This is a genomic window from Deefgea piscis (genome assembly GCF_019665785.1).
GTDB lineage: Bacteria > Pseudomonadota > Gammaproteobacteria > Burkholderiales > Chitinibacteraceae > Deefgea.
Genome location: NZ_CP081149.1, coordinates 2,990,202 through 3,014,522, shown reverse-complemented (window position 1 = coordinate 3,014,522; position 24,321 = coordinate 2,990,202). Strand labels below are relative to the sequence as shown.

20 protein-coding genes and 1 tRNA gene are annotated in these 24,321 nt (G+C 49.7%); 11 read left to right on the top strand and 10 right to left on the bottom strand.

What is annotated here, in order from left to right:
* Positions 1-36: 36 nt before the first annotated feature.
* From K4H25_RS14045 to pepN, 3 genes are all read right to left on the bottom strand, one after another.
* Complete coding sequence (locus tag K4H25_RS14045) at positions 37-915, bottom strand: DMT family transporter (protein ID WP_221021064.1); 879 nt, start codon at positions 913-915, stop codon at positions 37-39.
* Between the two features lie 119 nt (positions 916-1,034).
* Positions 1,035-1,352: a hypothetical protein gene (locus tag K4H25_RS14040; RefSeq protein ID WP_221021063.1), complete on the bottom strand. Its 318-nt coding sequence runs from the start codon at positions 1,350-1,352 to the stop codon at positions 1,035-1,037.
* Positions 1,353-1,555: 203 nt separating this feature from the next.
* Positions 1,556-4,186, bottom strand: coding sequence for an aminopeptidase N (gene pepN, locus K4H25_RS14035; protein WP_221021062.1), 2,631 nt, complete (start codon positions 4,184-4,186; stop codon positions 1,556-1,558).
* A 259-nt stretch (positions 4,187-4,445) separates the two neighbouring features.
* Here pepN and K4H25_RS14030 point away from each other — a divergent pair, with 259 nt between their 5' ends.
* From K4H25_RS14030 to K4H25_RS14020, 3 genes are all read left to right on the top strand, one after another.
* Positions 4,446-6,128: a nitrite/sulfite reductase gene (locus K4H25_RS14030; RefSeq protein WP_221021061.1), complete on the top strand. Its 1,683-nt coding sequence runs from the start codon at positions 4,446-4,448 to the stop codon at positions 6,126-6,128.
* Positions 6,121-6,651 carry a DUF934 domain-containing protein gene (locus K4H25_RS14025; protein ID WP_221021060.1) on the top strand — a complete coding sequence of 177 codons (531 nt, stop codon included), beginning with the start codon at positions 6,121-6,123 and terminating at the stop codon, positions 6,649-6,651. The genes K4H25_RS14030 and K4H25_RS14025 overlap by 8 nt, the downstream gene beginning before the upstream one ends.
* 206 nt (positions 6,652-6,857) lie before the next feature.
* Positions 6,858-9,134, top strand: a complete 2,277-nt coding sequence (locus K4H25_RS14020) for a PhoX family protein (protein ID WP_221021059.1) — start codon at positions 6,858-6,860, stop codon at positions 9,132-9,134.
* A 197-nt stretch (positions 9,135-9,331) separates the two neighbouring features.
* Here K4H25_RS14020 and K4H25_RS14015 read toward each other — a convergent pair whose 3' ends face one another.
* The 4 genes from K4H25_RS14015 to rsmI form a co-directional block, all read right to left on the bottom strand.
* Entirely contained in the window at positions 9,332-10,981 is a 1,650-nt protein-coding gene (locus tag K4H25_RS14015; protein WP_221021058.1) for a methyl-accepting chemotaxis protein, read from the bottom strand.
* 60 nt (positions 10,982-11,041) lie between these two features.
* A complete protein-coding gene (locus tag K4H25_RS14010) occupies positions 11,042-11,479 on the bottom strand; it encodes a hypothetical protein (RefSeq protein ID WP_221021057.1) in 438 nt (145 codons plus the stop codon).
* A 126-nt stretch (positions 11,480-11,605) separates the two neighbouring features.
* Positions 11,606-11,690: transfer RNA gene (locus K4H25_RS14005), tRNA-Leu, on the bottom strand.
* Positions 11,691-11,757: 67 nt separating this feature from the next.
* On the bottom strand, positions 11,758-12,585 hold the full coding sequence (gene rsmI / locus K4H25_RS14000; RefSeq protein WP_255588212.1) for a 16S rRNA (cytidine(1402)-2'-O)-methyltransferase: 828 nt from the start codon (positions 12,583-12,585) through the stop codon (positions 11,758-11,760).
* A gap of 36 nt (positions 12,586-12,621) precedes the next feature.
* On the opposite strand from rsmI, the gene K4H25_RS13995 reads away from it, so the two are divergent.
* The 4 genes from K4H25_RS13995 (at position 12,622) to K4H25_RS13980 (ending at position 15,310) form a co-directional block, all read left to right on the top strand.
* Positions 12,622-13,728 (top strand): penicillin-binding protein activator, encoded by a 1,107-nt coding sequence (locus K4H25_RS13995; RefSeq protein ID WP_221021055.1) that lies wholly within the window; start codon positions 12,622-12,624, stop codon positions 13,726-13,728.
* A complete protein-coding gene (locus K4H25_RS13990) occupies positions 13,728-14,066 on the top strand; it encodes a YraN family protein (protein WP_221021054.1) in 339 nt (112 codons plus the stop codon). The genes K4H25_RS13995 and K4H25_RS13990 overlap by 1 nt, the downstream gene beginning before the upstream one ends.
* Positions 14,067-14,135: 69 nt before the next feature.
* Positions 14,136-14,726, top strand: coding sequence for a phosphoheptose isomerase (locus tag K4H25_RS13985; protein WP_173532127.1), 591 nt, complete (start codon positions 14,136-14,138; stop codon positions 14,724-14,726).
* Positions 14,726-15,310, top strand: a complete 585-nt coding sequence (locus K4H25_RS13980) for a BON domain-containing protein (protein WP_221021053.1) — start codon at positions 14,726-14,728, stop codon at positions 15,308-15,310. The genes K4H25_RS13985 and K4H25_RS13980 overlap by 1 nt, the downstream gene beginning before the upstream one ends.
* Before the next feature lie 58 nt (positions 15,311-15,368).
* Here K4H25_RS13980 and K4H25_RS13975 read toward each other — a convergent pair whose 3' ends face one another.
* The gene (locus tag K4H25_RS13975) at positions 15,369-16,070 is read right to left on the bottom strand and encodes an arylesterase (RefSeq protein WP_221021052.1); all 702 of its coding nucleotides are present in this window, start codon (positions 16,068-16,070) and stop codon (positions 15,369-15,371) included.
* On the opposite strand from K4H25_RS13975, the gene K4H25_RS13970 reads away from it, so the two are divergent.
* From K4H25_RS13970 to K4H25_RS13960, 3 genes are read left to right on the top strand one after another with little or no spacing between them, the layout of a single operon-like run.
* Entirely contained in the window at positions 16,069-16,779 is a 711-nt protein-coding gene (locus K4H25_RS13970; protein ID WP_221021051.1) for an ABC transporter ATP-binding protein, read from the top strand. The two genes, K4H25_RS13975 and K4H25_RS13970, sit on opposite strands and share 2 nt — an antisense overlap.
* Before the next feature lie 8 nt (positions 16,780-16,787).
* On the top strand, positions 16,788-19,298 hold the full coding sequence (locus K4H25_RS13965; RefSeq protein ID WP_221021050.1) for an ABC transporter permease: 2,511 nt from the start codon (positions 16,788-16,790) through the stop codon (positions 19,296-19,298).
* Between the two features lie 58 nt (positions 19,299-19,356).
* A complete protein-coding gene (locus K4H25_RS13960) occupies positions 19,357-20,301 on the top strand; it encodes a phosphotransferase (protein ID WP_221021049.1) in 945 nt (314 codons plus the stop codon).
* 80 nt (positions 20,302-20,381) lie between these two features.
* Here the strand turns inward: K4H25_RS13960 and K4H25_RS13955 are convergent, their stop codons facing one another.
* The gene (locus tag K4H25_RS13955) at positions 20,382-20,855 is read right to left on the bottom strand and encodes a universal stress protein (protein ID WP_221021048.1); all 474 of its coding nucleotides are present in this window, start codon (positions 20,853-20,855) and stop codon (positions 20,382-20,384) included.
* A 163-nt stretch (positions 20,856-21,018) separates the two neighbouring features.
* A complete protein-coding gene (gene recQ / locus K4H25_RS13950) occupies positions 21,019-22,809 on the bottom strand; it encodes a DNA helicase RecQ (protein WP_221021047.1) in 1,791 nt (596 codons plus the stop codon).
* Positions 22,810-22,963: 154 nt separating this feature from the next.
* Here recQ and K4H25_RS13945 point away from each other — a divergent pair, with 154 nt between their 5' ends.
* A complete protein-coding gene (locus K4H25_RS13945; RefSeq protein WP_221021046.1) occupies positions 22,964-24,265 on the top strand; it encodes a GGDEF domain-containing protein in 1,302 nt (433 codons plus the stop codon).
* Positions 24,266-24,321: the final 56 nt, after the last annotated feature.

Below are 24,321 nucleotides of genomic sequence, written 5' to 3'. Positions count from 1 at the left end.
CCTATGTGATTTGGCTCAATATGCGATGAACTTGGCTTAAAGGGATTTGCGACTCGCCAGCGGATTAAATCCAGTGACTAGGGCTGTGCCAAGCAAAATGATTAGTGCGCCAATGAGCGTGTTGCCACCGATGTGTTCGCCCAAAAACAGCGTGCCCCACAAGATGCCAAACACTGGAATTAAAAACGTGACGGTGAGTGTCGATGCTGCGCCAATTTCGCGTACGAGGCGAAAATACAGCAAATACGCCGCACCGGTACACAAAATCGCCAGCCCAGCGATGGCCAACCAAACTACAGGCGTGGGCGTGCTGATGGGTTGGCTCGTGGCAAACAGTGGCAATAAAAACAAACTCGCGCCCCACATACTGCCGTGGGCCACTTGAAACGAAGGAATATGGCTGGCTTTGAGTTTGGTATACGCGCTGGCGATGCCGTAGCATAGGGTCGCCGATAAACATGTCGCAATACCCAGCACGGCCCCCGTTTGGCTGACAACCTGATCAAACCCCACCAATACGGCCACGCCCGCGATGCCAATCAATAGCCCCAAGCATACTTTGAACGTCGGCATTTTTCGGATGATGAGCGCCATAATCACCGCCCCCCAGATTGGCGCAGTGGCATTGAGGATCGACATCATCGAGGCATTGAGCGTGCGGGCGGCAAAGCCGTAGGCTAAAAACGGCAAAGCGGTGTTAAACACGCCCAAAATCAGATATTCGCGCCAGTGTTGCCAAGCAAAGCCTTGCTTGAGTACTTGCGCCACCAAGGCTAAAAACACTGCGGCCAAGCCAATACGCGCACTAATGGTCCAAATCGGACCGAGGCTTGGCACGGCTATACGCAAAAACAAAAAAGACGCGCCCCAAATCGCAGCGAGTAAAGTCAAACGGCAGGCATTGGCAAAATTCATTATCAGCTCGAAAAAAGTCGAGATGCCATCATTGTGCATCGCTGCCGTGATGCTTGGCTACTGAAAGATAATGCTGGTGATGTTTGTGATTTCGCTGCGCTAATTGGCGTTAATGCTACTTACTCTGTGTGCGGATTAGCTTGGAGTTTAAATAGGGCGGCATTGATGTCAATCTCATCTTCTGAAAAACAATAAGCCGTATTTTGATTGGTTTTGATATGGAGATATTTTTTTTGTGGGCGCTTGCCGTTTTTTCGCGCCAGGTATTTGCTAATTAAGCCGGCAAATAACAAAGAAAAAATACCGCCAAGATAGTGGTTTTCTTGGTAATGATTTCTGATGGCTTTTTCTCGGTTTGATTCAGTGTCAATCCAGTATTTATTGATCTCTTGGTTTTTAAAGTGTATTCCACCAATTTCTATCAATTGTTCATTCATGTTGATACGCCTTGGATTTTGAAAATCGCCGATTGCTGATTATTTTCATGCCAGTTTAGTCGTGTCAGGGTGAATTAAACATCATGTTTTCTCGATGGATGTTTCAGTTTTTTGTAGCTCGTAGGATAGGTTGAGTGCAACGATACCCATCCATTCAAAGCGATGGGTATCGCCAAATTATGGTTCAACCCATCTTGCGCCACTTAGCCTAATGCTTTACTCACAATCTCATACGTATCACTCGACAATCCTTCCGTGGCGCGAATCCGTTCTAGCTCTTGCTGCATCAACTCGCGGCGGCCGGCGTCGACTTTGGTCCAGCGGTTAAAGCAGCTGGCAAGGCGGGCGGCGATTTGTGGGTTGATGGCGTCTAATTGAATAATATGATCGGCGGCGAAGGCGTAACCGTAGCCATCCGCAGCATGAAAATGCGGCGGATTACCCAGACAAAATGCGGTGATCAGTGAGCGCACTTTATTTGGGTTTTTGATTGAAAACGCTGGATGCTCAGTGAGTTGCTGTACGCGGCTTAGCGCGCCGGGGCGGCGGCTGGTGGCTTGTAGCGTAAACCATTTGTCCATCACCAGCGCATCGCTGCTCCAGTGCGCGGCAAAGTCAGCCAGTTGGGCGTCACCGCCGTCGCGATTGACTAGCGCTTTGAGTGCCGCAAGGCGATCGGTCATATTGTCGGCGCGCTGGTATTGGCGAGCGAGTAAAGACGCAATCATCGGCTCGTCGAGCTCTGCGAGATAATCCAAGCAGATATTTTTTAAGCTGCGGCGCGCCACTTGTTCGCCTTCGTAAACATAAGGCGTGGCGTCGTTCAGCCGTTGATACACGGCGAGCAGTTCTTGGCGTAATTCACGGGCGATTTGTTGTTTGATGCTGCGGCAAACCTCGTATAAACGAACTGGGTCAACGTCGGATAATTGCTCAAACAAATAATTTTCGCGTGGCAATTCCAGCATTAAGGCCACTAGCGCAGGGTCGAGTTTGTCGCTGGTGAGTAGCTTTTGGTAGGCGGCAATAAAGGCTGCTGGTGCTGCGGCTTTTTCGCCTTGGCCAGCTGCAGCGTATTGCGCCTTGAGTAGTTGCACGGCAAAGGTGTTGGCCGCTTCCCAGCGCGAAAAAGCGTCGCTGTCATTGGCCATTAAAAACACCAAATCGTCATCGCTATAGGCAAAATTTAAATGCACTGGTGCTGAAAAATCGCGCAATAACGAGGGTACCGGTAGGCACGGCACGTTGATAAAGGTAAAGCTTTGCACCGCTTCGCGGATTTCTAACACGCGGGTGGTGCTGCCCGCCACGGCTTCACCTTGCAATTGCAGCGGTAGATCTTGGCCACGGCGATCAATCAAGCCAACGGCCAAGGGTAAATGAAACGGCAGTTTGTGTTCTTGTCCGGGCGTGGCTGGGCAATGCTGCGCTACGGTGAGCGTATAGGTTTGTGCGGCGGCGTCGTAATCGGCGTTGACCGACAAGACTGGCGTTCCGGCTTGGCTATACCAGCGCTCGAATTGATCGAGGTTCACGCCATTGGCGTCACTCATTGCGCGGCGGAAATCGTCGCAAGTAACGGCTTGGCCATCATGGCGTTTAAAATACAAATCCATGCCACGGCGAAATCCGGCAGTGCCAAGCAAAGTGGCGTACATGCGTACCACTTCGCTGCCTTTTTCGTAAATCGTCCATGTATAAAAATTATTAATTTCTAGATATTCATCGGGGCGAATTGGATGCGCTTGTGGGCCAGCATCTTCAGAAAATTGGGTTTCGCGCAGTGCACGCACATTGGAAATACGCTGTACGGCGCGGCTACCGATATCGCTGGAGAATTCTTGATCGCGATACACGGTGAGGCCTTCTTTAAGGCTGAGCTGAAACCAGTCGCGGCAGGTCACGCGATTGCCGGTCCAGTTGTGGAAATATTCATGCGCCACCACTGAATCAATACCATCAAAATCAACGTCGGTGGCGGTGTCGGGCTTGGCCAAAACAAACTTGGTATTAAAGATATTCAAGCCCTTGTTTTCCATCGCGCCCATATTAAAGTCGCTGACGGCGACAATCATATACGTATCGAGATCGTATTCCAGCCCAAAGCGCTCTTCATCCCAAGCCATAGCTTTTTGCGCGGCGGCCAGCGCATGGTGGCATTTATCTAAATTGCCCGGTTCTACATAAATCTCGATTTGAATCGTGCGCTGACTCGGTGTGCTATGGCTACCCGATAGCGACACCAATTTGCCCGCGACCAAGGCAAATAAATACGCCGGCTTTTTAAATGGATCGACCCATTTCACCCAATGGCGATTTTTGTCCAAAGTGCCACTGCCAACGCGATTGCCGTTCGATAGCAAGACCGGAAACTTGGTTTTATCGGCAATGATGGTGGTGGTGAATTTCGCCATTACGTCAGGGCGATCTAAGTAATAGGTGATTTTGCGAAAGCCTTCGGCCTCGCATTGGGTAAAGAAATTGCCATTGGATTGATATAAACCCATCAGGCTGGTGTTGTCGCTAGGTAGCAAACGCGTCACGATTTCTAAAATGCCATCGTCGGGCATCTGGGCAATGCGCAAGCTGCAATCATCGAGCTGATAATCGCTAGCGGTGAGCGGCACGCCATCGAGTTTAATGCTCTCTAGCGTCAGTGCTTCACCATCCAAAACCAGCGGCGTATCGGCGCTCACACCCTGATTGCGTTTAATAATCAGGCGAGATGTTACTTTGGCATGGGTATCGCTTAGCTCAAAAGTTAAATCAACGCGGTCAATTAAATAGCTCGGGGGGGTATAGTCGAGACGAAGAATCGCTTGGCGGCTGCTCATAGTGGGCGGCTCTTTTTGGGAATGGCAGAAAGTCGCAAGCTTAAACCGAGATCGATTCACAAACAATCGGCAATAGTGCGGTTGTGCGAGTTCGCCTCATTGGCTTGGTGCAAACAGCGGTTAACTCAGGCTGACGCCATGCTGAAGGTGGGTATATTCCGAAAAAGTTCGATCTTAGACAAAAACAGTCGTTCAGCTTATAAGTGCCGACTGGTATTATGACCAACATATTTTGCCGTCATTACGGAATCACACCACGATGTATATTTACGACGAATACGACCAGCAGATTGTGGACCAGCGCGTAGCGCAGTATCGCGATCAAACGCAACGCTTCTTAGCCGGTGAGTTAACGGAAGAACAATTTCGCCCACTGCGCTTGCAAAACGGCCTTTATATTCAAAGGCATGCGCCGATGTTGCGGGTGGCCATTCCTTATGGTCATGTGAGCAGCCGCCAAGTTCGCAAGCTGGCTGAAATCGCCCGTAAATATGACAAAGATTATGCGCATTTCACCACGCGCCAAAACATTCAATACAACTGGCCAGCACTGGAAAACGTGCCTGACATCTTGGCGGAACTCGCTACAGTGCAAATGCACGCGATTCAAACCTCGGGCAACTGTATCCGAAATACCACGACCGATCAGTTCGCCGGTGTGGCGCACGATGAAATTGTTGATCCACGCCCTTGGTGTGAAATCATCCGTCAATGGTCAACATTTCACCCTGAATTTGCTCACTTGCCGCGTAAATTTAAAATCGCCGTCAATGGCTCGGTGGAAGATCGCGCGGCGGTGTTGGTGCACGATGTGGGTATCAATGTGGTGAAAAACGCCGCTGGCGAGGTCGGATTTGAGATCTACGTGGGTGGTGGTTTGGGCCGCACGCCGATTGTCGGTAGCTTGATCAAGCCTTGGCTTGAGCCAGAACATTTGCTGTCGTATTTGGATGCCGTTTTGCGCGTATATAACCGCTACGGTCGCCGCGACAATAAATACAAAGCGCGGATTAAGATTTTGGTGAAAGCGATGACGCCAGAAGCGTTTGGCGCCAAGGTCGATCAAGAATGGGCGTTTACCAAAAACGGCCCAATGACGTTGACCCAAGAAGAGATCCAGCGCAACCATAAATTCTTCACTGCGCCTGCGTATGAAACCTTCACGGGCGACGACGCTGCATTCACGCAGCAAAAACTCGACAATAAAGGCTTTAGCCGCTGGGTAGAGCGCAATGTGTTTGCGCACAAACAAGCTGGCTATGCTGCCGTGACTTTGAGCTTGAAACCCAATGGCGTTGCGCCGGGGGATGCGAGCTCAAGCCAGCTTGATGCCGTTGCTGACTTAGCGGATCAATATAGCTTTGGTGAATTGCGCGTGTCGCATCAGCAAAACTTGATCTTGGCCGATGTGAAGCAATCTGATTTGTTTGCCTTGTGGGAAGCGGCTAAAGCGATTGGTTTTGCTACGCCAAATATTGGCTTATTAACCGACGTGATTTGCTGCCCGGGCGGGGACTTCTGTTCATTGGCGAACGCCAAGTCGATCCCGATTGCGCTGGCGATTCAAGATCGTTTTGATAACCTCGATTACCTGCACGATTTGGGCGAAATCGACATGAATATGTCGGGCTGTATGAATGCTTGTGGTCACCACCATATCGGCAATATCGGGATTTTGGGCGTCGATAAAAACGGTTCGGAATGGTATCAAGTCTCGCTTGGTGGCCGTCAAGGCAAGGGGGCTAGCTTAGCCAAAGTACTCGGCCCATCGTTTGCCCAAGATGAAATGCCCGATGTGATCGAAAAAATCATCAATGTGTTTGTCGCCAATCGCAATGGCGAAGAGTCGTTTATCGACTTATTTGATCGCATTGGTGCCGAGCCATTTAAAGCCAAAGTATATGAAGGCAAACCCAATCGTCGGGAGAAAGCAGATGCTTGATCAAAATCCTCAAGTCATTATTGACCGTGAAGTGGTTGCAAATCGTTGGGTTCGCGTTGTTGCCAATGAAGAGGGCGTGGTATCTGTCCCTAGCGAAGGCGCGGTGCTGGTTCCGTATCAATACTGGTTATCTAAGCAAGAAGAACTCACATTACGTGCTGCTGCCGGTCATGCAGTGGCGGTGTGCTTTGCACCGGATGACGAGCCAGAAAGCCTGCCAGTTGCTGCCAATCATTTTGTAATGATTGCCTGTGATTTTCCGGCGTTTACCGATGGGCGTGGTTTTTCGATTGGCCGTTTGCTGCGCGAGCGCCATGGCTTTACCGGAGAATTACGCGCGGTGGGCGATGTGTTTAAAGACACCATCAATTATTTATCGCGCTGTGGCTTTACCGCGTTTGACGTGCGTAGCGACAAAGACATTGTCGACGCTGCCAAGGGCTTGGATGACTTTACTGAGTCTTATCAGTCGAGCGTGGCGCAACCCTTACCGCTGTTTCGCCGCCGAGCTGTCGCCGCTTAAACTGGCGTAGATCGATACAGATATCACGGATATAAAAATACCCCAAGGCAAAAACCTTGGGGTATTTTGTTTCAGGCTAGATAAAAGTTAGCCTAGCTGTATATACATAGATTGTTTATTTCATAAAACCGTCATTAAACTGGCGTGATGTTGTCATATTTGGACTTTAAAGTAGCGCTTTTTTACCATTAAGGCGATTGCAGCGAATGTCTAAGTCTAATAATTTTAATGATGAAAACTCTAATACCTCAGAGAACCCAACATTTGATTCAGTGCTTGAGCAACGGTTGATTAATCGCCGTCGTTTTTTGGGTATGAGCTTGTCGGGCGCAGCGGCTTTAGGCGGGATGGGCTTAGGTTTGGTTGGTTGCTCTTCAGGTGAAATTTTGCCGCCGCCAGTATCGCCATTGCCGAGCACAACGCCAAGCGGCAGCCCTGTGCCGAGCCCAACGCCAACACCACCGGTTGCCGTTAACCCGATTATGGCCAGCTTGGGTTTTACTGCCGTCGGCAAAAGCTTATTGGATAAAGTAGTGATTCCAGCCGGGTATAGCTACCAAGTGATTTATGCCTTGGGCGACCCACTAACAGCCAGCACCCCGGCGTATAAAAATGATGGTAGCGATAGCGATTATGAAAATCGTGCGGGCGATCATCACGATGGGATGGAGTATTTTGGTCTTGATGCCGCCGGTAAACCGTCGAGCTCTGGCATTGAGCGCGGTCTGTTGGCGATGAATCATGAAGCAACAACTGATGAAACCAGATCGTCGTTCTTTTTGCACGCCAATGGCGGTGCCAGCACTTTGCCACGCCCAGCGGCCGAAGTAGATAAAGAAGTTGCGATTCATGGCTTGTCAGTGGTTGAAGTGAAAGCGACGAATAACAAATGGGCCACTGTGCCAAGTTCGGCATTTAATCGCCGCGTAACGCCGCTCACTGAAGTTGAAATTAGCGGCCCAGCGCGCGGTAGTGCCTTGCTCAAAACCAAGTATTCGACGACTGGGACTAAAACCCGCGGCACCATTAATAATTGCGGCACCGGCAAAACCCCGTGGGGAACGTATTTGTCAGGTGAAGAAAACTGGTCGGGATATTTCTTCCGTGTCGCGGCAGATGATACCAATCGCAATAATGATAAGAGCGTAACGTCATTAAAACGTTATGGCCGCAATGCGGGATCTTCGTCGCGTCACGGCTGGGAAACCGGTGGTGCGGGCGATCAATATGCACGTTGGAATATCAGTAAAATCGGCAGCTCAGCCGATGGCTCAGACGACTATCGCAATGAAATGAATGGCCAAGGCTACATCATTGAGATGGACGCGTATGACAAAACCAAACCACTGAAAAAACGTACTGCTTTAGGCCGCTTTGCCCATGAAAGCGCGGCGTTTGGCCTGCCAGTAGCCGGCAAACCGCTGACAGTGTATTTGGGTGACGATTCGCGTAATGAATACATGTATAAGTTTGTCTCCAAAGCGCTGTGGGTGGCGGCGGACGCTAATCCAGCAGATCGGATGGCGACGGGCGATAAATACCTGAATGAAGGCACTTTGTATGTGGCTAAATTTAATGCTGATGGTTCGGGCCAATGGATCGAGTTGTCGATGAGCAATGCAGCGATCGCGGGCTTTGCGACGTACTCATTTGCTGATTTAGCCGATATTTGTGTCAATACCCGTTTGGCCGGTGATGCCGTGGGCGCCACCAAAATGGATCGACCTGAGTGGGGCGGTGTTAACCCGGTGACGGGCGAGTACTATCAAACACTGACCAATAATAGCAATCGCCGTATCGATCCAGCATCAAGCTCGCAATTGACCCCCGATAGCGCCAATCCACGTTATTACGAAGATAACGATGGCAATAAAGGCAAGGGCAATCCAAATGGCCACATTCTGCGCATGAAAGAAGGCACTGCTGTTGGTAGCTTTGTTTGGGATGTGTACTTATTTGGCGCAGAAGCCGATGCCGATAAAGCGACGGTGAATTTATCGAACCTGACCGATGATCAAGATTTTTCATCGCCGGATGGTTTGGCATTTAGCCAAAATACCGGTATTTGTTGGATTCAAACCGATGACGGCGCTTATACCGATGTGAGTAATTGCATGATGTTGGCAGCGATTGCTGGCAAAGTGGGCGATGGCGCAGCAAAAACGTTGAGTTATACCAAGGCCGATACCAGCGTAATGAATGTCGTCACGCAAGTCGGTGCCAAACCGGCAGCAGACAAACTCAAACGCTTCTTGGTTGGCCCTAAAGATTGCGAAATCACCGGTCTATGCGAAACGCCAGATGGCAAGGCGATCTTTATTAATATCCAACATCCGGGCGAAGGCACCAAGATGGCCGATGTGGCTGATCCAACGAAGTACACCAGTCAATGGCCAAGCAATGCCGGCTACGGCGCAGGTAAACGCCCACGCTCGGCAACGATTGTGATTACCAAAGACGATGGCGGTCGTATCGGCTCGTAAAATGAGTTGTTGAATCATTATCTGTTGAATCATTGATTCGCGAAATCGCTAAGCACAATACCCCAAGGTTTCTTGGGGTATTGTCTTTTGTGCCTTTCCTATACTAAGTTAGCGGCATATACATTGAGGTATGAATTGTCTATTTTGGTCTTCACGCTGGAGTACCTTCAGTCGTATGCGTGGCGTGTAGGGGTATCTCAATGAGTGGCAGCGGCAAATTTAAATTTACTCAGGCATGTGCCCAGCTTATGGGTGAGTTTTTGCAGATCTTCGCTGACGGATTTACTGGCGTTAACGCGGTCAATGCTGTCTTCGAGTGTGGCGAATAGATTGTGTAAATTTTGCTGTTGTTGGCTGAGCATTGCAATTTGTTGGCTAATTTGTTCGGCAATTTGATGGGTCGCCGAGCTGGTTTGATCGGCGCTATGTGAAATATTCTGGATCATGCTGGTGCTGGTTTGCATTAAGCTTAATCCGGTTTTCGAGCTATTTAAAATGCCCATCATGGCTGAATTACTATCGTCAATTAAAGCCGCTAGACTTTGAATGATGCTGCTAATTTCGGTCGTGGCATCACTGGTGCGGTAGGCCAATTTTCTGACTTCATCAGCGACCACTGCAAATCCGCGCCCTTGTTCACCCGCTCTGGCCGCTTCAATCGCGGCATTGAGGGCCAATAAATTAGTTTGATCTGAAATTTCGCGAATGACGCCAATAATGGTTTGTATTTGCTGCCCAGCTTGGCCAAGCTGGCTTACTTTATTGCCTGCTTCTTGGGCTTTATTGGTAATGGACTGCATTTCTTGCTGACTGCTTAATACCGCAGCTAAGCCTTGCGTGGCTAAAGCACTGGTTTGGTCGACTTGGCCTAAAATTTCGCGGGATAAAGTTTGCACTTGAATGGAGGTTGCGCTCAGTTGCTGAGTGACTTCGGTGACTTCTGCAGCTCGCGTTGAGCGGGTTTGATTGGCGAGCAAAATATTGTCGCTCAGCGTCGTGATTTCTTGGGATGATTGGGTAATCTTTTGGCTGACATGGTGAATGTCACGCAGTAATTCAGTTAATCGATCCGCTAAAATATTCAGATTGGCCAGCACACTGTTCGCTAATTTACCGGGCCAAGTTTGTCGCTGTGGGGTGTGTAAATTCCCCTCAGACATGGCTTGCGTGAGCAGCATTGCAGCACCAGGTTCGCCGCCAATGCGGTTTTTCATTTCTTGCATCAGCCAAGCGAGCACTGCAATCATAACGATTAAGCCGATCAAACCTAAAGCCAATACGGTTGAGGTGGCTTGTTGAGAGTCAGATAATAATGTTTGTGCTGTTTGCGTGGCATAAGCATTGCCTTGCAATACAATCGCATCAATCGCTTGGCGATGTGCTTCGTAGGCGGGCTTGAGTGCTTGTAATGCATTGCTCATTGCGGCATTGTCCGAGGATTTAGCTGCCGGAATTAATTGTTGCTGGACGATATTCCAGAAATGAGTGCCACTTGATTTGGCTTTGCCGAGTAAATTGTTTTTTAATTCGGCATCGAGATCGCTGTTTTGCCAATATTCATTTCTGGCGTCGTAATCGGCTTTTAGTTTATTTAATAATTGAATAATGGCTGGCCGCTCACTGGCTGTGGCTTGCAGTAGTTGATAGCTGGCTAATTGTGCTTCAACGACATAGAGCGGGGGAGGTAAAATATCGGCAACAAGATCTTTGCCTTGGCCCATTTTGGCTGAGTCGTTGGCGATGGTATTGAGTGATAAATAAGCTTGAATACTTAATGCAATCACAATGCAAAGTGACAACGTTAAAATCAGTAATAAGAATTTACGCAAACTTAGCATTTTAATCATGTCTTTTTTCCAAAATAAGCATTCAGAATGTGGCTCTAATTAAGTTGTATTTTCTAGTATTTAAAATCGCTCAATGATTTGTTTTAAAACGTCTTCTTGGTAAGGATGCAACTCGCTGGCGTCTTCCATTTCGGCTAATAAGACGGGGTTGTTAAATTTAGTGCGCGCTTCTTCGTAATAGGGGATTTGTACTCGGCGATAAAAATCAACATATTCATCAAAATCTAGCACATGGCAGTAATTGCGATAACGGCCGCGCGCTTTGATTTTGCCTAGGCTGATAAAAGACAATAAATAGGTGCTGCCCTTGGTGCCAAGGAACTCAGTGAGTGGGGTGGATGATGGATAATTGGGTGGTTCACAGACAAATTTATGAATGATTTTAAAATCAAAGTCTCGCTGGTCTGCATCATGACGCCAGATGACATAGCCTGCATCAGCGCTGGGGATGATTTTTCCACAGCAGTCACAAATCCATTCTTGTAGTGGCTTGAGCATGGTATGCCCCAGTGTTGTTCTGCTACAAGCTTAGTTAAATTTAACAGGAAGGCTAGCTGATGAGGTACTTTCTTAGAACGAAAGACGACAAAAAACCCACTTCATTGCTGAAGTGGGTTCTGTGTTTGGTGCCCGGGGCCGGACTCGAACCGGCACACCTTTCGGCGGGGGATTTTGAGTCCCCTGCGTCTACCAATTCCGCCACCCGGGCAGGTGTCTGGTAACGAGCCGACATAATAGCCAAGCATTTTAAGTTTGGCAAGTGTTTTAGTGAGTATTTATTCTTTTTCGGCTTTTTTTAGTGCTAAGGCCCGTTCATAGAGCGCATTTCTTGGTGCGCCAGTAATCGCTTGTGCCAGAGCCACCGCTTGTTTTACCGGCAATTCGGCAACCAAGGGCACCAAAACTTGGTCATGCGCTGCTGCTTCGTCTTTTTCTGCTGGCGGCGCTGCATTCACCACGACAACCGATTCGCCTTTTTGCTGATTGGGATCGTTTTTGATCCACTCGGCGAGTTCCGCGAGTGGGCCACGGCGAATTGTTTCAAACGTTTTGGTTAATTCACGACATAATACGGCCTCGCGCTCAGCGCCGAAGATGCTGCTCATATCGGCGACACATTCAGCGATGCGATGCGGTGCTTCATAAAATACGGTGATATACGGTGAATCTTTCAGCAGTGTTAATTCATCACAGCGTTGTTTGGTTTTGGGTGGTAAAAAGCCATAAAACAAACTGTGCGCACAGCTAAAACCACTGGCCGATAAGGCGGTGGTTAAGGCCGATGCACCAGGGATAGGGATGACTTTAAAGCCGGCAGCATGCACACTGGCGGCCAATACGGCGCCAGGGTCAGATACTGCAGGGGTACCAGCATCAGAAACTTGCGCTACGATTTCTCCGGCAGCCAAGCGCGCAATGAGTTTTTCGGCCATAGCCCGCTCATTGTGCTCACGCACCGAAATCATCGGCGTAGTGATGCCATATTGTTTCAGTAGTTGGCCCGTTACTCGGGTATCTTCGGCTGCAATCACATCGGCAGCGTTTAAAACCGCGATGGCCCGGGCTGTCATATCACCCCAGTTTCCGATTGGGGTGGCAACCACATATAATGAAGACTTACTGACATGGATATCAGGGTTATGCACGCCAAATTTCTCCTTGCCCATTTAAAGGCGGCTGTGTCGTGGTTTCGCGATACTGCGATCTTAGGGCTCATACTATACGGGGCGCTGGCCTTTACGACCACTACCATCCAAGCACAAGAAACGGATTTTACTGTCGAGCCGGTGCAGTCAACTGGCTTTATTGCACTGATTTTGCCCAGCAAAGCCAAAGCATTTAAGTCGGTGAGCGATACGATTCGCGCGGGCGTGCTGGCGGCTGAGCGCGTGCATGGTGGCGCGGATATTCCTTTGGTGCGCGCCTATCCAACCGATGAAAAAGAAGAAAACGTCATTTTGGCTTATTTACAGGCCCAACAAGATGGCGCGCAAGCGGTGATTGGCCCATTAACCAAATCGGCGATTAATTATTTGTCCGATAGCACCACGCTGACTATTCCAGTCTTGGCGCTCAATAGTTTTGATGAAACGACTTTGCTGCAACCCAATTTATATAGCTTTAGCTTGTCGGTTGAGGCTGAGGCGGCGCAAGTGGCGCAGCTGATTCATAAAAATCAGTTAATGCGGCCGGTGGTATTGCAAGTGGGGGACGCTTTAAGTCAAAGAATGGCACAAGGCTTTATCCAAGAATGGAAAAAAGCCACTGGCAATGAGGCGCAAGTGATTACCGTTGCCGATGCTCGCCATGATGGCGCGCAGTTGCGTGAGCAAATTGCGCAGCTGGATGCGGATGTGATTTTTTTGGCGATGGATGGCAAATCGGCGCGGTATATTCGCCCCTATCTTGGTAACGATATGGCGATCTATGCCACCAGCCAAGTGGATTCGGGTCGCCTAGGGCGTACTGCGCTGGTAGACTTGATTGGAATACGTTACGTTGATATGCCCTGGTTGGGTATGCCACAGAGTGAAGGTTATGATTTGTATAACCGCACTCGTTCTAATGCGTATGATTTAGAACGTTTATTTGCTTTTGGCGTTGATGCTTGGCGTATTGCGAGTGTTTTAGCCAAAGATACGCAGCCAACATTCAGTATCGATGGGGTGACAGGCCAGCTTACGATGGGCCCCGATCGCGTGGTGGTGCGCGATATGATGCTGCGTACCATGGCACTAGAAAAATAATGAATTCCCTCGGGCAGGCGGCTGAACAAGCTGCGCTTGAGTATTTGCAGCAACAGGGTTTGCGGCTGATTGCACGCAATTGGTCGTGTAAACTCGGAGAGATAGATTTAATTATGCAAGACGGGGGAACTTTGGTTTTTATTGAAGTTCGTTCGCGACGTAATCCTCGTTTTGGCGGTGCGGCAAGTAGTATTAACTCAGCCAAGCAAGGCAAATTACTGCGCACGGCACAATGCTATTTGCAGTCGATGGTATCGTTGCCGGTTTGTCGTTTTGATGCCATTTGTATTGATGGCCAACACTTGCAATGGCTAAAAGATTGTATCCAAGCGGATTAGCCCCATATTGTCCCTAACCACGTGATAACACGTGAGCCCTTGAGTGGCACGTTTAAAAAAGGAAACCTCATGGATTTGATCCAGCGTGTTCAGCAACACTTTGTAGAAAGTATCGAAGCCAAACAATTATCAATGGGCGCTTTGTCGCCAGCGATTGCGATTGCCGCCGAGAAAATCGTGCAATCATTGATTGCCGACGGCAAAATTTTGGCCTGCGGTAATGGTGGGTCAGCAGCGGACGCTCAGCATTTTGCCGCCGAAATGGTCGGCCGCTTTGAGCGTGAACGTCCTGGTTTGCCAGCGATTGCCTTGACGACCGATTCATCGGCGCTGACAGCCATTGCCAATGACTATGATTTTGATTTGGTTTTTTCTAAGCAAGTGCATGCGCTTGGCCGCGCTGGTGATATTTTGCTGGCGATTTCGACTTCGGGTAATTCAGCCAATGTGATCTCGGCGATTCATGCCGCACATGATCGCAATATGGTGGTCTTGGCCTTTACCGGCCGCGATGGTGGGCAGATTGCCGATTTATTAACCGGTGATGATGTGCATTTATGTGTGCCTCATCCACGCACTGCGCGGATTCAAGAAGTCCATATCACGGCGATTCACGCTTTGTGTGATGCCGTGGACTTTATGCTCTTAGGGGGCGATTAATGAAAGGGCGCATCACGGCCGCGATTTTGGTCGCTAGCTTGGGTTTGTCAGCGTGTGTGCCTTTGGTTGTTGTGGGCGGAATTGCGGTTGGCGCTTGGATTGGTTCAGACCCGCGTAAAACAGTGATGATTAAAGACGATGCGGATTTATCGGCCAATATCAGCGCCAAAATCATTGATCGTTGGAAAGAGCTCGCACATGTGAATGTCGACACCTTTAATGGTGCGGTATTACTGGTGGGGGAGTTGCCGACAGCAGCTGCGCAGCAAGAAGCCACTGCGATCGCTAAAAGTTTTCCAAAAACGCGTAAAGTCTATAACGAAACCGTGATTGCGCCGCCATCGAGCGCGATGGATCGACTCAATGACAGCCAGCTCACGGCTAGAGTTAAAAGTGCTGTGATGTTGCAAGTGCCTGATGGCGCCAGCGTGCATGTGCAAATCGTGACTGAACGTAAAGTGGTGTATTTATTGGGCTTGGCGACGCCGCAAATTGCCGACCAAATCGCCAACATTGCCGCTTCGGTTTCAGGGGTGGCGCAGGTGGTGAAACTCATCGAGCCTAGCTTAGTCGCAACGCCATAGATCGATAGATGGTTTTATTGAAAAACAGCGCTCTCAATGAGCGCTGTTTTTGTTTGAATTATTTAAATAAAGCCGCTTGTTGCTTAAGTAAATCTTGCAGTACCCCTTGCATAATTAGCTTTTGCGCAGGCGCGGTAGGGTGTAATTGATCGGCTTGAAATAGCGCATTATTGTTAATAATCGGCGCTAATAAAAACGGTGTGAAACTTAGTTGAAACTCTTTAGCGAGTTTTTGATAACTCGCCGTAAATGCGCGGGTGTATTGTGGGCCAAAATTGGGCGGAATCTGTATGCCAACCAAATGTACCGCAGTGCCCTTGCTTTGTGCACTGCGAATGATTTTTGCCAGATTGTCTTGCATGGCTTGCGTGGGCAGACCACGTAAACCATCGTTAGCGCCAAGCGCCAAAATCAGTAATTGCGCGGGGTATTGATTTTGGATCGCAGCAAAGCGCGTTAGCCCACCGGCCGTGGTTTCTCCTGATACACTGGCGTTGATAATATGAAAGCTTTTACCGCGCCGCTGTAATTCGGTTTCTAGCAAGCGTGGCCAAGCTTGTTCGGCTTTTAGGCCGTACCCGGCGGATAGACTATCGCCAAAGACCAAAATAGTTGGCGTCTTGGCGGCAAATACCCCTTGGCTGGCGATGAGTAAGGCAGCAAGTAGCCAGGTTTTGGCTTTGCAAGATTTAGTACGGAGCTTTGTTAGCTTGGTGCATGTTCTACTGATTAACCATTTCAAACGGATTACTAGATTCATGACAATTCCTTTGCCTGTCGATACATCGGCGATATTGCAAGTACAGCAATTGACTAAAACCGTTGCCAGTGGCAAATCGACGCTGACTATTTTGCACGATTTAAGCTTGAGTGTCGCCCATGGTGCCAGTTTAGCCATTGTCGGTAGCTCAGGCTCGGGCAAATCGACTTTATTGGGTTTGCTGGCGGGTTTAGATGTGGCTAGTTCTGGTGAAATCTACTTGGCGGGCAACGCTTTAAGTGGCTTGAGCGAAGATGGTCGGGCCTTATTACGCGCCAAAACAGCGGGTTTTGTTTTTCAGTCTTTTCAGCTTTTGCCGGATTTAAGCGCCTTAGAAAATGTGATGTTGCCGCTCGAACTCAGCGATCGGGCCGATGCGCGTTCGGTTGCCGAGCAATGGCTGACTAAAGTTGGTTTAAGCGAGCGCATGCAGCATACGCCGCGGCAACTGTCTGGCGGCGAGCAGCAGCGAGTTGCGCTGGCGCGCGCTTTTGCGCCGGGGCCAGCGATTTTATTTGCCGATGAGCCCACCGGTAGTTTGGATTCGGCCACGGGACTGGTGATTGCCGATTTATTGTTCACGCTCAATCGTGAAGCAGGCACCACGCTGGTGCTGGTGACGCATGATGAAACATTGGCGGCGCGCTGCCAGTCTCAGCTGCGTTTAGCCGCTGGCCGAGTGGTCAGCCAGCTAGGTTTAGCAGCATGAAGTGGTCGATGAATTGGATTTTATTTCGCCGCAGTTTAGCTGCCGGTGAGTTTCGAACTTTGCTGTTGGCGCTAACGATTGCGATTGCTGCTTTAAGCAGTGTGGGATCGATTACTGAGCGGGTGCAGCATTTATTGTTGGGGCAAGCGAACGAGACTTTAGGCGCTGATTTGGTCTTGCGCTCAGACCATGAGATTGCCGCGCCGCTGAGTAATGCCGCGCAAGTTCAGGGTTTGCGCGTTGCCAAGACTGCCACATTTCCTTCTATGGTCGGTGTTCATCAGCCGGATATCGCGCCGGTCGCTGGCGAGACGCTCGCTGCCGCTTCGTCAAGCTCTGCCGAAACCGAGGCAGCTGCGCTGACTTTGGCCTCGGTAAAGGCGGTTAGCGCCTTATATCCTTTACGTGGCGATTTGCGTTTACAAGATGGCACGCGTACCAGCGCGCCGCAGATTGGGCAGGCGCTGATTGATCAACGCTTGCAATCCATGTTGGGTATTAAAGTCGGTGCCATATTGGATGTAGGTTTGCTGCAATTACAGGTAGTCGGTATCTTGGGGCAAGAGCCCGATGCCGCGTTTGATTTCTCGAGTTTACAGCCGCGCTTGATGATGAATGACGCCGATTTAGCCGCCAGCGGTTTATTGGGTTTTGGCAGTCGAGTGAAATACCGCTTAATGCTGGCAGGCAATGCCTCGGCGTTGGCTGAGTGGCGTTTGCAAGCTACAGCACAGTTAGAGCGCGGGCAAAAGCTAGAAAGCGTTAGCGACGCCAGACCCGAGCTGAAAGATGCCTTAGATCGAGCCAGTCGATTTTTAAAATTAGCGGCCTTATTGGCGGCTTGTTTGGCGGCGGTAGCGATGATTTTGGCGGCGCGCCGCTTTGCACTACGCCATTACGATATGGTGGCTTTGCTGCGCACCTTTGGCGCAACGCGCCGCCAAGTGCAGCAGATTTTATTGGCGCAATTGGCTTTAGTGGCTGCAATGGCGGCGCTGCTAGGCGGCGTATTGGGCTGGTTAGCGCAAACGGCTTTAGTGGCCTTATTAAAGTCAAGTTTACCCGCGCCTTTACCGGCGGGGAGTAGTTTGCCGTGGCTATTGGCGAGTGTGTTGGGCGTGGTGTTATTGATCGGTTGCGCAGGGCCAATGTTAATGGCGCTGGCACAAACGCCGCCACTACGCGTATTGCGCCGCGAGATTGAGCCCAGTGCCCGTGTTGGTGTGCAATGGTTGGTGACGTTAGGGTTGATGCTGGGCTTACTGTATTGGATTGCCAATGATATTCAACTGGCACTGATGGTGGGGGCTGGTGTGGTGTTGGCGCTGGCTTTGGCCGGTGGTTTAGGGTTGTTATTACTGCGTGGCTTGCAACTGCTATTGCCGGGGGCAACGGTAAAAATTGCTTTGCGCCAATTGCAGCGCCAACGTGTGTTGGTGGCAGCCCAACTGGGGGCATTATCATTGGGCTTGATGGGCATTGCGCTGTTAACCGTAGTGCAAAGTGATTTATTAAGCGCTTGGCAGCGGCAAATTCCAGCCAATGCGCCGAATCATTTTGCAGTCAATATCCAGCCTGAGCAAGCCAGCGCTGTGGCCCAGCAATTTAGCCAACAAGGTTTAGCTGCGCCGACTTTATTGCCGATGATCCGTGGGCGTTGGCTGGCGCTCAATCAGCAGCCGGTAGAGCCTGAGCGTTATAGCGAAGCGCGCGCGCAGCGTTTGGCTGAGCGTGAATTTAATTTGAGCGTGGCGCCAAGCGCAGTCAGCGAACAAGGCAAAATTGTGGCCGGTCAGCCTTTACAAGCCAATATCCCGGCGTGGTCAGTTGAAGAAGGCTTGGCAAAAACCTTGGGTATTGCCGTTGGGGACACGCTTACCTTTGATGTTGGCGGCATACCCATTAGTGCACCTGTTGCTAATTTACGTCAGGTGGCTTGGGAATCGTTCCAAGTGAATTTTTTTGTTATGGGTAGTGCTAGCTTACTACAAGCGCAGACCGGCAGTTGGATTAGTAGTTTTTATTTGCCACCCAATCAAACGCAATGGATCGCCAACTGGGTGCGCGCCATGCCCAATATCACTGTGATTGATGTGGGGCAGGTGCTTAATGAAGTGCAAAGAGTCATTACCTTAGCCAGCTCAGTGCTGCGTTTGGTGTTGATTTTATGCGTGCTGGCGGGCTTAACCGTCTTAATTGCTGCTTTGGATACCACTGAGAGTGAACGGCGGCGTGAGGCGGCGATTATGCGCGCCTTGGGTGCAACGTCAAAGCGACTGGCAGCCGTGTGGTGGGTGGAAAGTTTGTTGCTCGGCGCTGTGGCCGGCTTGATTGCGGGCGTGTGCGCCAGTGTCTTGGGTTGGTTTTTGGCCACGCAACTACTGAATATCCCGATGGCGCTTAATTTCTTATTGCCGTTATATACCTTACTACTGGGCATGCTTTTGGCAGCATTAACGGTGTGGCGACGCTTGCGTATTTTTGCGCAAACCACACCGATGATGTTACTTAAAGATTAAACCGTTGCAATGTTTGCGCCAGCGCAAAACTGTGTAAGTTTGAGTGGTGCATGCTGTGATGAAATTGGGTATTCAATGGGGTGGGGCAATGCTGATTTTGGATCAAGGACCCGTGGTTCGGCTGTGCCAAACTTATCTGGGTGGCACACCGCATCAGGTTGAAAAAGTCACCGGCTTTTATGCCGATGTGTATATGGTCACCGTAGGGGCTGTGCGGTCGGTATTGAAGTACTACCGTCTGCCGGGGCAGGCGCAGCTAGAGGCTGCTGGTTTGGATTTTTTGCGGCAGTATAGCCATGGCATCAAAATCCCAGAAGTGATTGCACTGCATACCCCGGGTGACATCGGTGAAGCACTGATTATGACTTATGTTTCTGGGATTCCGGCAAGTCATGCGCTTGAATCGCCAGTAATGATTGATCGCTTTGCCGATGAATGCACCGATTTATTACTGAGCTGGCATTCAGTTACTCGGCCGACTGGTTTTAGCGGTCTGGATGGTTGTCAGTACGCTGATTTTGCCAGTAGCTATCAAGCCTTTTTGCAGCAGCGGATTCATTGGCTGAAAAGCAATTGGGCCGCGCAGCGTTTGGGCGTGCATTTGCGCGAAAGGCTGATTGCGCTGGCTGAGCAATTTGATGCTTTACCGCCGGCAGCGATCGGCTTGCCAACGTTGATTCACGATGATTGCCATGCGGCTAATTTTTTAGTTGATCCGGAAACCCAGCGTTTATGTGGTGTGATCGATCCGTGTCATGCGCGATTTGCCCATAAAGAATTGGATTTATTTCACTTGTCGGATGTGCGGCCTGATTTTAAATTATTGCCAACGTATCTGGCCAAATCGCCACAAGACGCAGGCTTACGCACTCGATTGGCGTATTTCAGTTTATTTGACGACATCAAGCATGCGGCAGCAACGCATTGGGATGACGAAGAATGGCTATGGCGTAAAGTGGATAAAGTTGACGTTTTGATGGCGCAAATTCCGTTGGTGGCTTGAGCGTGTGGATTGAAATAAAAAAAGCCGGTTCACGATGAACCGGCTTTTTTATGCTCATTTTAAATCGCAATGATTGCAATCTAATCGTCATCATCTTCATTTAAGCGCACGAGTAAAACTGGAATCGTGGTGCGGTGTAATAAGCTTTCGGCCATGCTGCCAAAGATTAAATTCATAAACCCTGAGTAGCCATGCGTACCCATTACAATCAGATCGGCATTGACTGCTGTTGCCGCTTTAAGTAGCGCATCAGCAGTATTGCCGCCGCGTTGCTCGATCAGGCGGTTACTACATGCAACGCCTTGGTTTTGCGCTTGCTGGCAAAAGCGATCAAGCATGGCTTGAATTTCGCCTTCAACGCGATCACGTTGCTCATCGTAGCTTGGCAGATCAAGCCCGGGCATCACGCTGCTGGCAATGGTTGCGCGCGAAATATCGCTCACATGCAGCAAAATCAGTTCGCTTTTGGCCAGTTGTGCCAGGGCTAAAGCATGCTCAAAGGCTGCGGCAGCGGTGTCGCTGTTGTCAATGGGAACCACAATTTTTTGATACATATCGCGCTCCAAAAAATGCGAAGTGGGCAAGCAAAAAAGGCTTACATCGTCGTGCCATTTTGCCAGAAAACGTGTGCAGCAAACCAACTGCCTTAGTACTTACTCGATGCGATTCATTGTACAGAGAATGCCGACCATTAGTGATAAAACGCGCAGTGCAAACTTATGGATAAGGTGCGTTCAATACCGCCAAAAACTCATCGCCATATTTATCGAGTTTACGATCGCCAACGCCCGAAATGCGCGATAGCTCATAATGATCGCGCGGATGCAATCGAATCATTTCTTTGAGCGTGGCGTCGCCAAATACCACATACGCCGGTACGTCTTGATCGTCGGCGAGTTGTTTTCTGAGTCGGCGCAATGCTTGCCAGAGCGCCAATTCTTGCGGATTGGCAAAATCGCTGTCTTTGTCGGTGTAATTAAATTTCTCGGTGCGGGCACGTAAAAATAGCGGCGTTTCGCCTTTTAAATACGGCCGAGCCAGATCAGTCAGCTGCAAACCGCCGTGACCTTCGGGTGCCAGTTGCAAAGCGCCGCGCACGAGAAGTTGGCGAAATACGGCGCGCCAGCTTGATTCGTCTACGTCTTTGCCAATGCCAAAGGTGCTGAGTTTGTCGTGCAAAAATTCTTTGACCTTAGGCGTGGTTTTACCGCGTAACACGTCGACCAAATGCGCAACGCCAAAGCGATTGCCAGTGCGATAAACGCAAGATAAGGCTTTTTGCGCCGCTGCGCTCATTTCGACTAATTGGGGTGGATTTAAACAATTATCGCAATTGCCGCAAGGGGTAATGGTTTCGCCAAAATAGGCCAGCAAAGTTTGTCGTCGGCAGTCGGTGGATTCAACGAGGCCCAACATGGCATCCAGTTTGCGGCGCTCGATGTGTTTTTGCTCATCGCTGCTACCGCCTTGCTCTATCATTTGCGCCAGCAAGATCACATCGTTTAAGCCATACGCCAGCCAAGTATTGGCGGGCAAACCATCGCGGCCAGCGCGGCCAGTTTCTTGGTAGTAGTTTTCTATGCTTTTGGGCATATCCAAATGCGCGACAAAGCGCACATCGGGCTTATTAATTCCCATGCCAAAGGCGATGGTGGCCACCATGACTACGCCTTCTTCACGCAGAAAAATTTGTTGATTTTTGGCGCGCACACTGGCGTCGAGCCCAGCGTGATACGGCAGCGCGCGAATTTCTTTTTCTCTAAGCCAAGCGGCAGTGTCTTCGACTTTTTTGCGCGATAGGCAATACACAATGCCAGAATCTCGCTCGTGCTCCCGGCGCAAAAAAGTCAGCAATTGATCGCGGGCGGTTTTTTTCTCGACAATGGCGTAGCGCAAATTGGGGCGATCAAAGCTGGAGATATATTGCTTGGCACCTTCTAAGCGCAAGCGCATGACCATCTCGGTTCGCGTGGCATGATCGGCCGTGGCGGTGAGTGCAATGCGTGGCACTTGCGGAAAATCATCAGCCAACACCGATAAGGCCAGATATTCAGGGCGGAAATCATGGCCCCATTGTGAAACGCAATGCGCTTCATCAATCGCAAATAGGGCGATATGCGCTTGGCGTAGCAAGGATTGAAAGCGAATCGTCGTTAGCCGCTCAGGTGCGACATACAGTAGCTTGAGTTCCCCTGCGACAAAAGCGCGCTCAACTTCACGCGCCGCATTGGCGTCCAGCGTTGAATTTAAAAAAGCCGCCGCGACGCCCAATTCTTTGAGCGCATCGACTTGGTCTTGCATCAGCGCAATCAGCGGCGAGACCACCACCGCGCAACCGTTTCGCACCAAGGCAGGGATTTGATAGCACAGCGATTTGCCGCCCCCCGTGGGCATGAGGACGAGCGCATCACCACCGGCGCAAATATGGTCGACGACTTCACCCTGTTGGCCACGAAAAGCGTGATAACCAAAGGTGTGTTCAAGAATGTGCAGCGGAGTATTAGGCATATGGGCGTGAATTGTACTCTTTTCTCTCGGAATAGATGGTTTTTACCCCTGAGTGCTGGGCTGCTTTGGCTAAGTTGCGTAACATTTGCATTATTAGGAAATGCTTATAAAGCAATTTGCTTATAAAAAGTCCAAAAGACTTCGAGGAGGTAATATGCCGCAACGACTAGTCCGTCTTTTACGCCGCATTATGGTGGCTTTAATGTTGCTGAGCGTAGTGTTGCTCATGTGGCAACATTGGGGAATGACGCGCGTTATTCGCTTTGATGCCGAGAACGACTCTGGGATTTTTTTTCCGATTGATGATCGGCCACTAGGTGGTAAAACGGTCTCCAGCGTGATGCGGCAGGGCGACGCAATGCTGCTGTTCTGTGCGCTGGATGCTCAAGCGTATGCTTGGCCGTTTTGCGAGGCCAGTGTGCGAATTGCGACTGCGCCTGAGGGGATTGATTTATCTAAGCTGGATGAAATGCATCTTGATTTAGGATTAAGCTCGCCTAAAGGGCGAAAAATCAGAATTTATTTACGCAATTACGAGCCTGAATTTTCTTCATTAACCGACCCACTTTCACTCAAGGTGAATGAGGTTGAAGTCGATGTGCCTGAAAATGGTCAATTGACAATTCCATTGCGCTATTTCCGTGTGGCGTCATGGTGGTTAGTCGATCAAAAAATCCCTTTTGTGCATAGCGATATGAAGTTAAATAATGTCTCGCATCTGGAGATTATTACCCCAAATGCTGTGGTGACGGGGGATTATCAAATTGCGATCAATGCCATTGAGTTTCGCGGTAAATGGCTTAATTTAACCCAATTATTGGCTGGTATTGTGATTGTTTGGCTGGCGTTTGGTCTGGCTTGGCTTATTTTGGAATTGATTATTTATCGCCAGCAGTTTAATGCCAAACGCTTGCAAATGACTGAATTAGAAAATATCAATCGCGCATTAGCACTTCAAGCTGAAACTTTAAGTTATCAAGCGCGTTTTGATTCGCTCACGGGCGCACTCAATCGAGAAGGTTTGCGCGACTTTCTATTGCAGCAATGGCAAGGCGACAGTCCAAATGAAGCGGGAATGAGCTTGTTATTTGCCGATTTAGATTTTTTTAAACGAATTAATGATGATTTTGGCCATGCGGTTGGCGACGCCGTATTGCAGCAATTTACGCTGGTGCTGCGTCAAGACATTCGGCAAAGCGACGCCTTGGTTCGCTGGGGCGGTGAAGAATTTTTAATCGTTTGTCCGCGTACCCCACTCGATGCGGCAACGCGATTGGCGGATAAATTAAGGCAGAGTATTGCGCAGGTGGAGTGGCCCAATGGTATTCAACTGACGTGCTCTTGCGGCGTAGCAACACGCAATGAGGGCGAAGCATTTAGCGCTTTAATTGAACGTGCGGATGCGGCTTTATATCGGGCAAAAGCGGCAGGGCGCAATCGTGTTGAAGTGGGGTGAGATAGTTAAATTAATGGGTATATCGACCTATGCTTTATAAATAATGACCTAGATCG

Excerpts from the sequence above, each read along its gene's own strand:
- K4H25_RS14045 (WP_221021064.1), bottom strand. The coding sequence starts at position 915 with ATGAATTTTGCCAATGCCTGCCGTTTGACTTTACTCGCTGCGATTTGG.
- K4H25_RS14040 (WP_221021063.1), bottom strand. The coding sequence starts at position 1,352 with ATGAATGAACAATTGATAGAAATTGGTGGAATACACTTTAAAAACCAA.
- pepN (WP_221021062.1), bottom strand. The coding sequence starts at position 4,186 with ATGAGCAGCCGCCAAGCGATTCTTCGTCTCGACTATACCCCCCCGAGC.
- K4H25_RS14030 (WP_221021061.1), top strand. The coding sequence starts at position 4,446 with ATGTATATTTACGACGAATACGACCAGCAGATTGTGGACCAGCGCGTA.
- K4H25_RS14025 (WP_221021060.1), top strand. The coding sequence starts at position 6,121 with ATGCTTGATCAAAATCCTCAAGTCATTATTGACCGTGAAGTGGTTGCA.
- K4H25_RS14020 (WP_221021059.1), top strand. The coding sequence starts at position 6,858 with ATGTCTAAGTCTAATAATTTTAATGATGAAAACTCTAATACCTCAGAG.
- K4H25_RS14015 (WP_221021058.1), bottom strand. The coding sequence starts at position 10,981 with ATGATTAAAATGCTAAGTTTGCGTAAATTCTTATTACTGATTTTAACG.
- K4H25_RS14010 (WP_221021057.1), bottom strand. The coding sequence starts at position 11,479 with ATGCTCAAGCCACTACAAGAATGGATTTGTGACTGCTGTGGAAAAATC.
- K4H25_RS13995 (WP_221021055.1), top strand. The coding sequence starts at position 12,622 with ATGCACGCCAAATTTCTCCTTGCCCATTTAAAGGCGGCTGTGTCGTGG.
- K4H25_RS13990 (WP_221021054.1), top strand. The coding sequence starts at position 13,728 with ATGAATTCCCTCGGGCAGGCGGCTGAACAAGCTGCGCTTGAGTATTTG.
- K4H25_RS13985 (WP_173532127.1), top strand. The coding sequence starts at position 14,136 with ATGGATTTGATCCAGCGTGTTCAGCAACACTTTGTAGAAAGTATCGAA.
- K4H25_RS13980 (WP_221021053.1), top strand. The coding sequence starts at position 14,726 with ATGAAAGGGCGCATCACGGCCGCGATTTTGGTCGCTAGCTTGGGTTTG.
- K4H25_RS13970 (WP_221021051.1), top strand. The coding sequence starts at position 16,069 with ATGACAATTCCTTTGCCTGTCGATACATCGGCGATATTGCAAGTACAG.
- K4H25_RS13975 (WP_221021052.1), bottom strand. The coding sequence starts at position 16,070 with ATGAATCTAGTAATCCGTTTGAAATGGTTAATCAGTAGAACATGCACC.
- K4H25_RS13965 (WP_221021050.1), top strand. The coding sequence starts at position 16,788 with ATGAATTGGATTTTATTTCGCCGCAGTTTAGCTGCCGGTGAGTTTCGA.
- K4H25_RS13960 (WP_221021049.1), top strand. The coding sequence starts at position 19,357 with ATGAAATTGGGTATTCAATGGGGTGGGGCAATGCTGATTTTGGATCAA.
- K4H25_RS13955 (WP_221021048.1), bottom strand. The coding sequence starts at position 20,855 with ATGTATCAAAAAATTGTGGTTCCCATTGACAACAGCGACACCGCTGCC.
- recQ (WP_221021047.1), bottom strand. The coding sequence starts at position 22,809 with ATGCCTAATACTCCGCTGCACATTCTTGAACACACCTTTGGTTATCAC.
- K4H25_RS13945 (WP_221021046.1), top strand. The coding sequence starts at position 22,964 with ATGCCGCAACGACTAGTCCGTCTTTTACGCCGCATTATGGTGGCTTTA.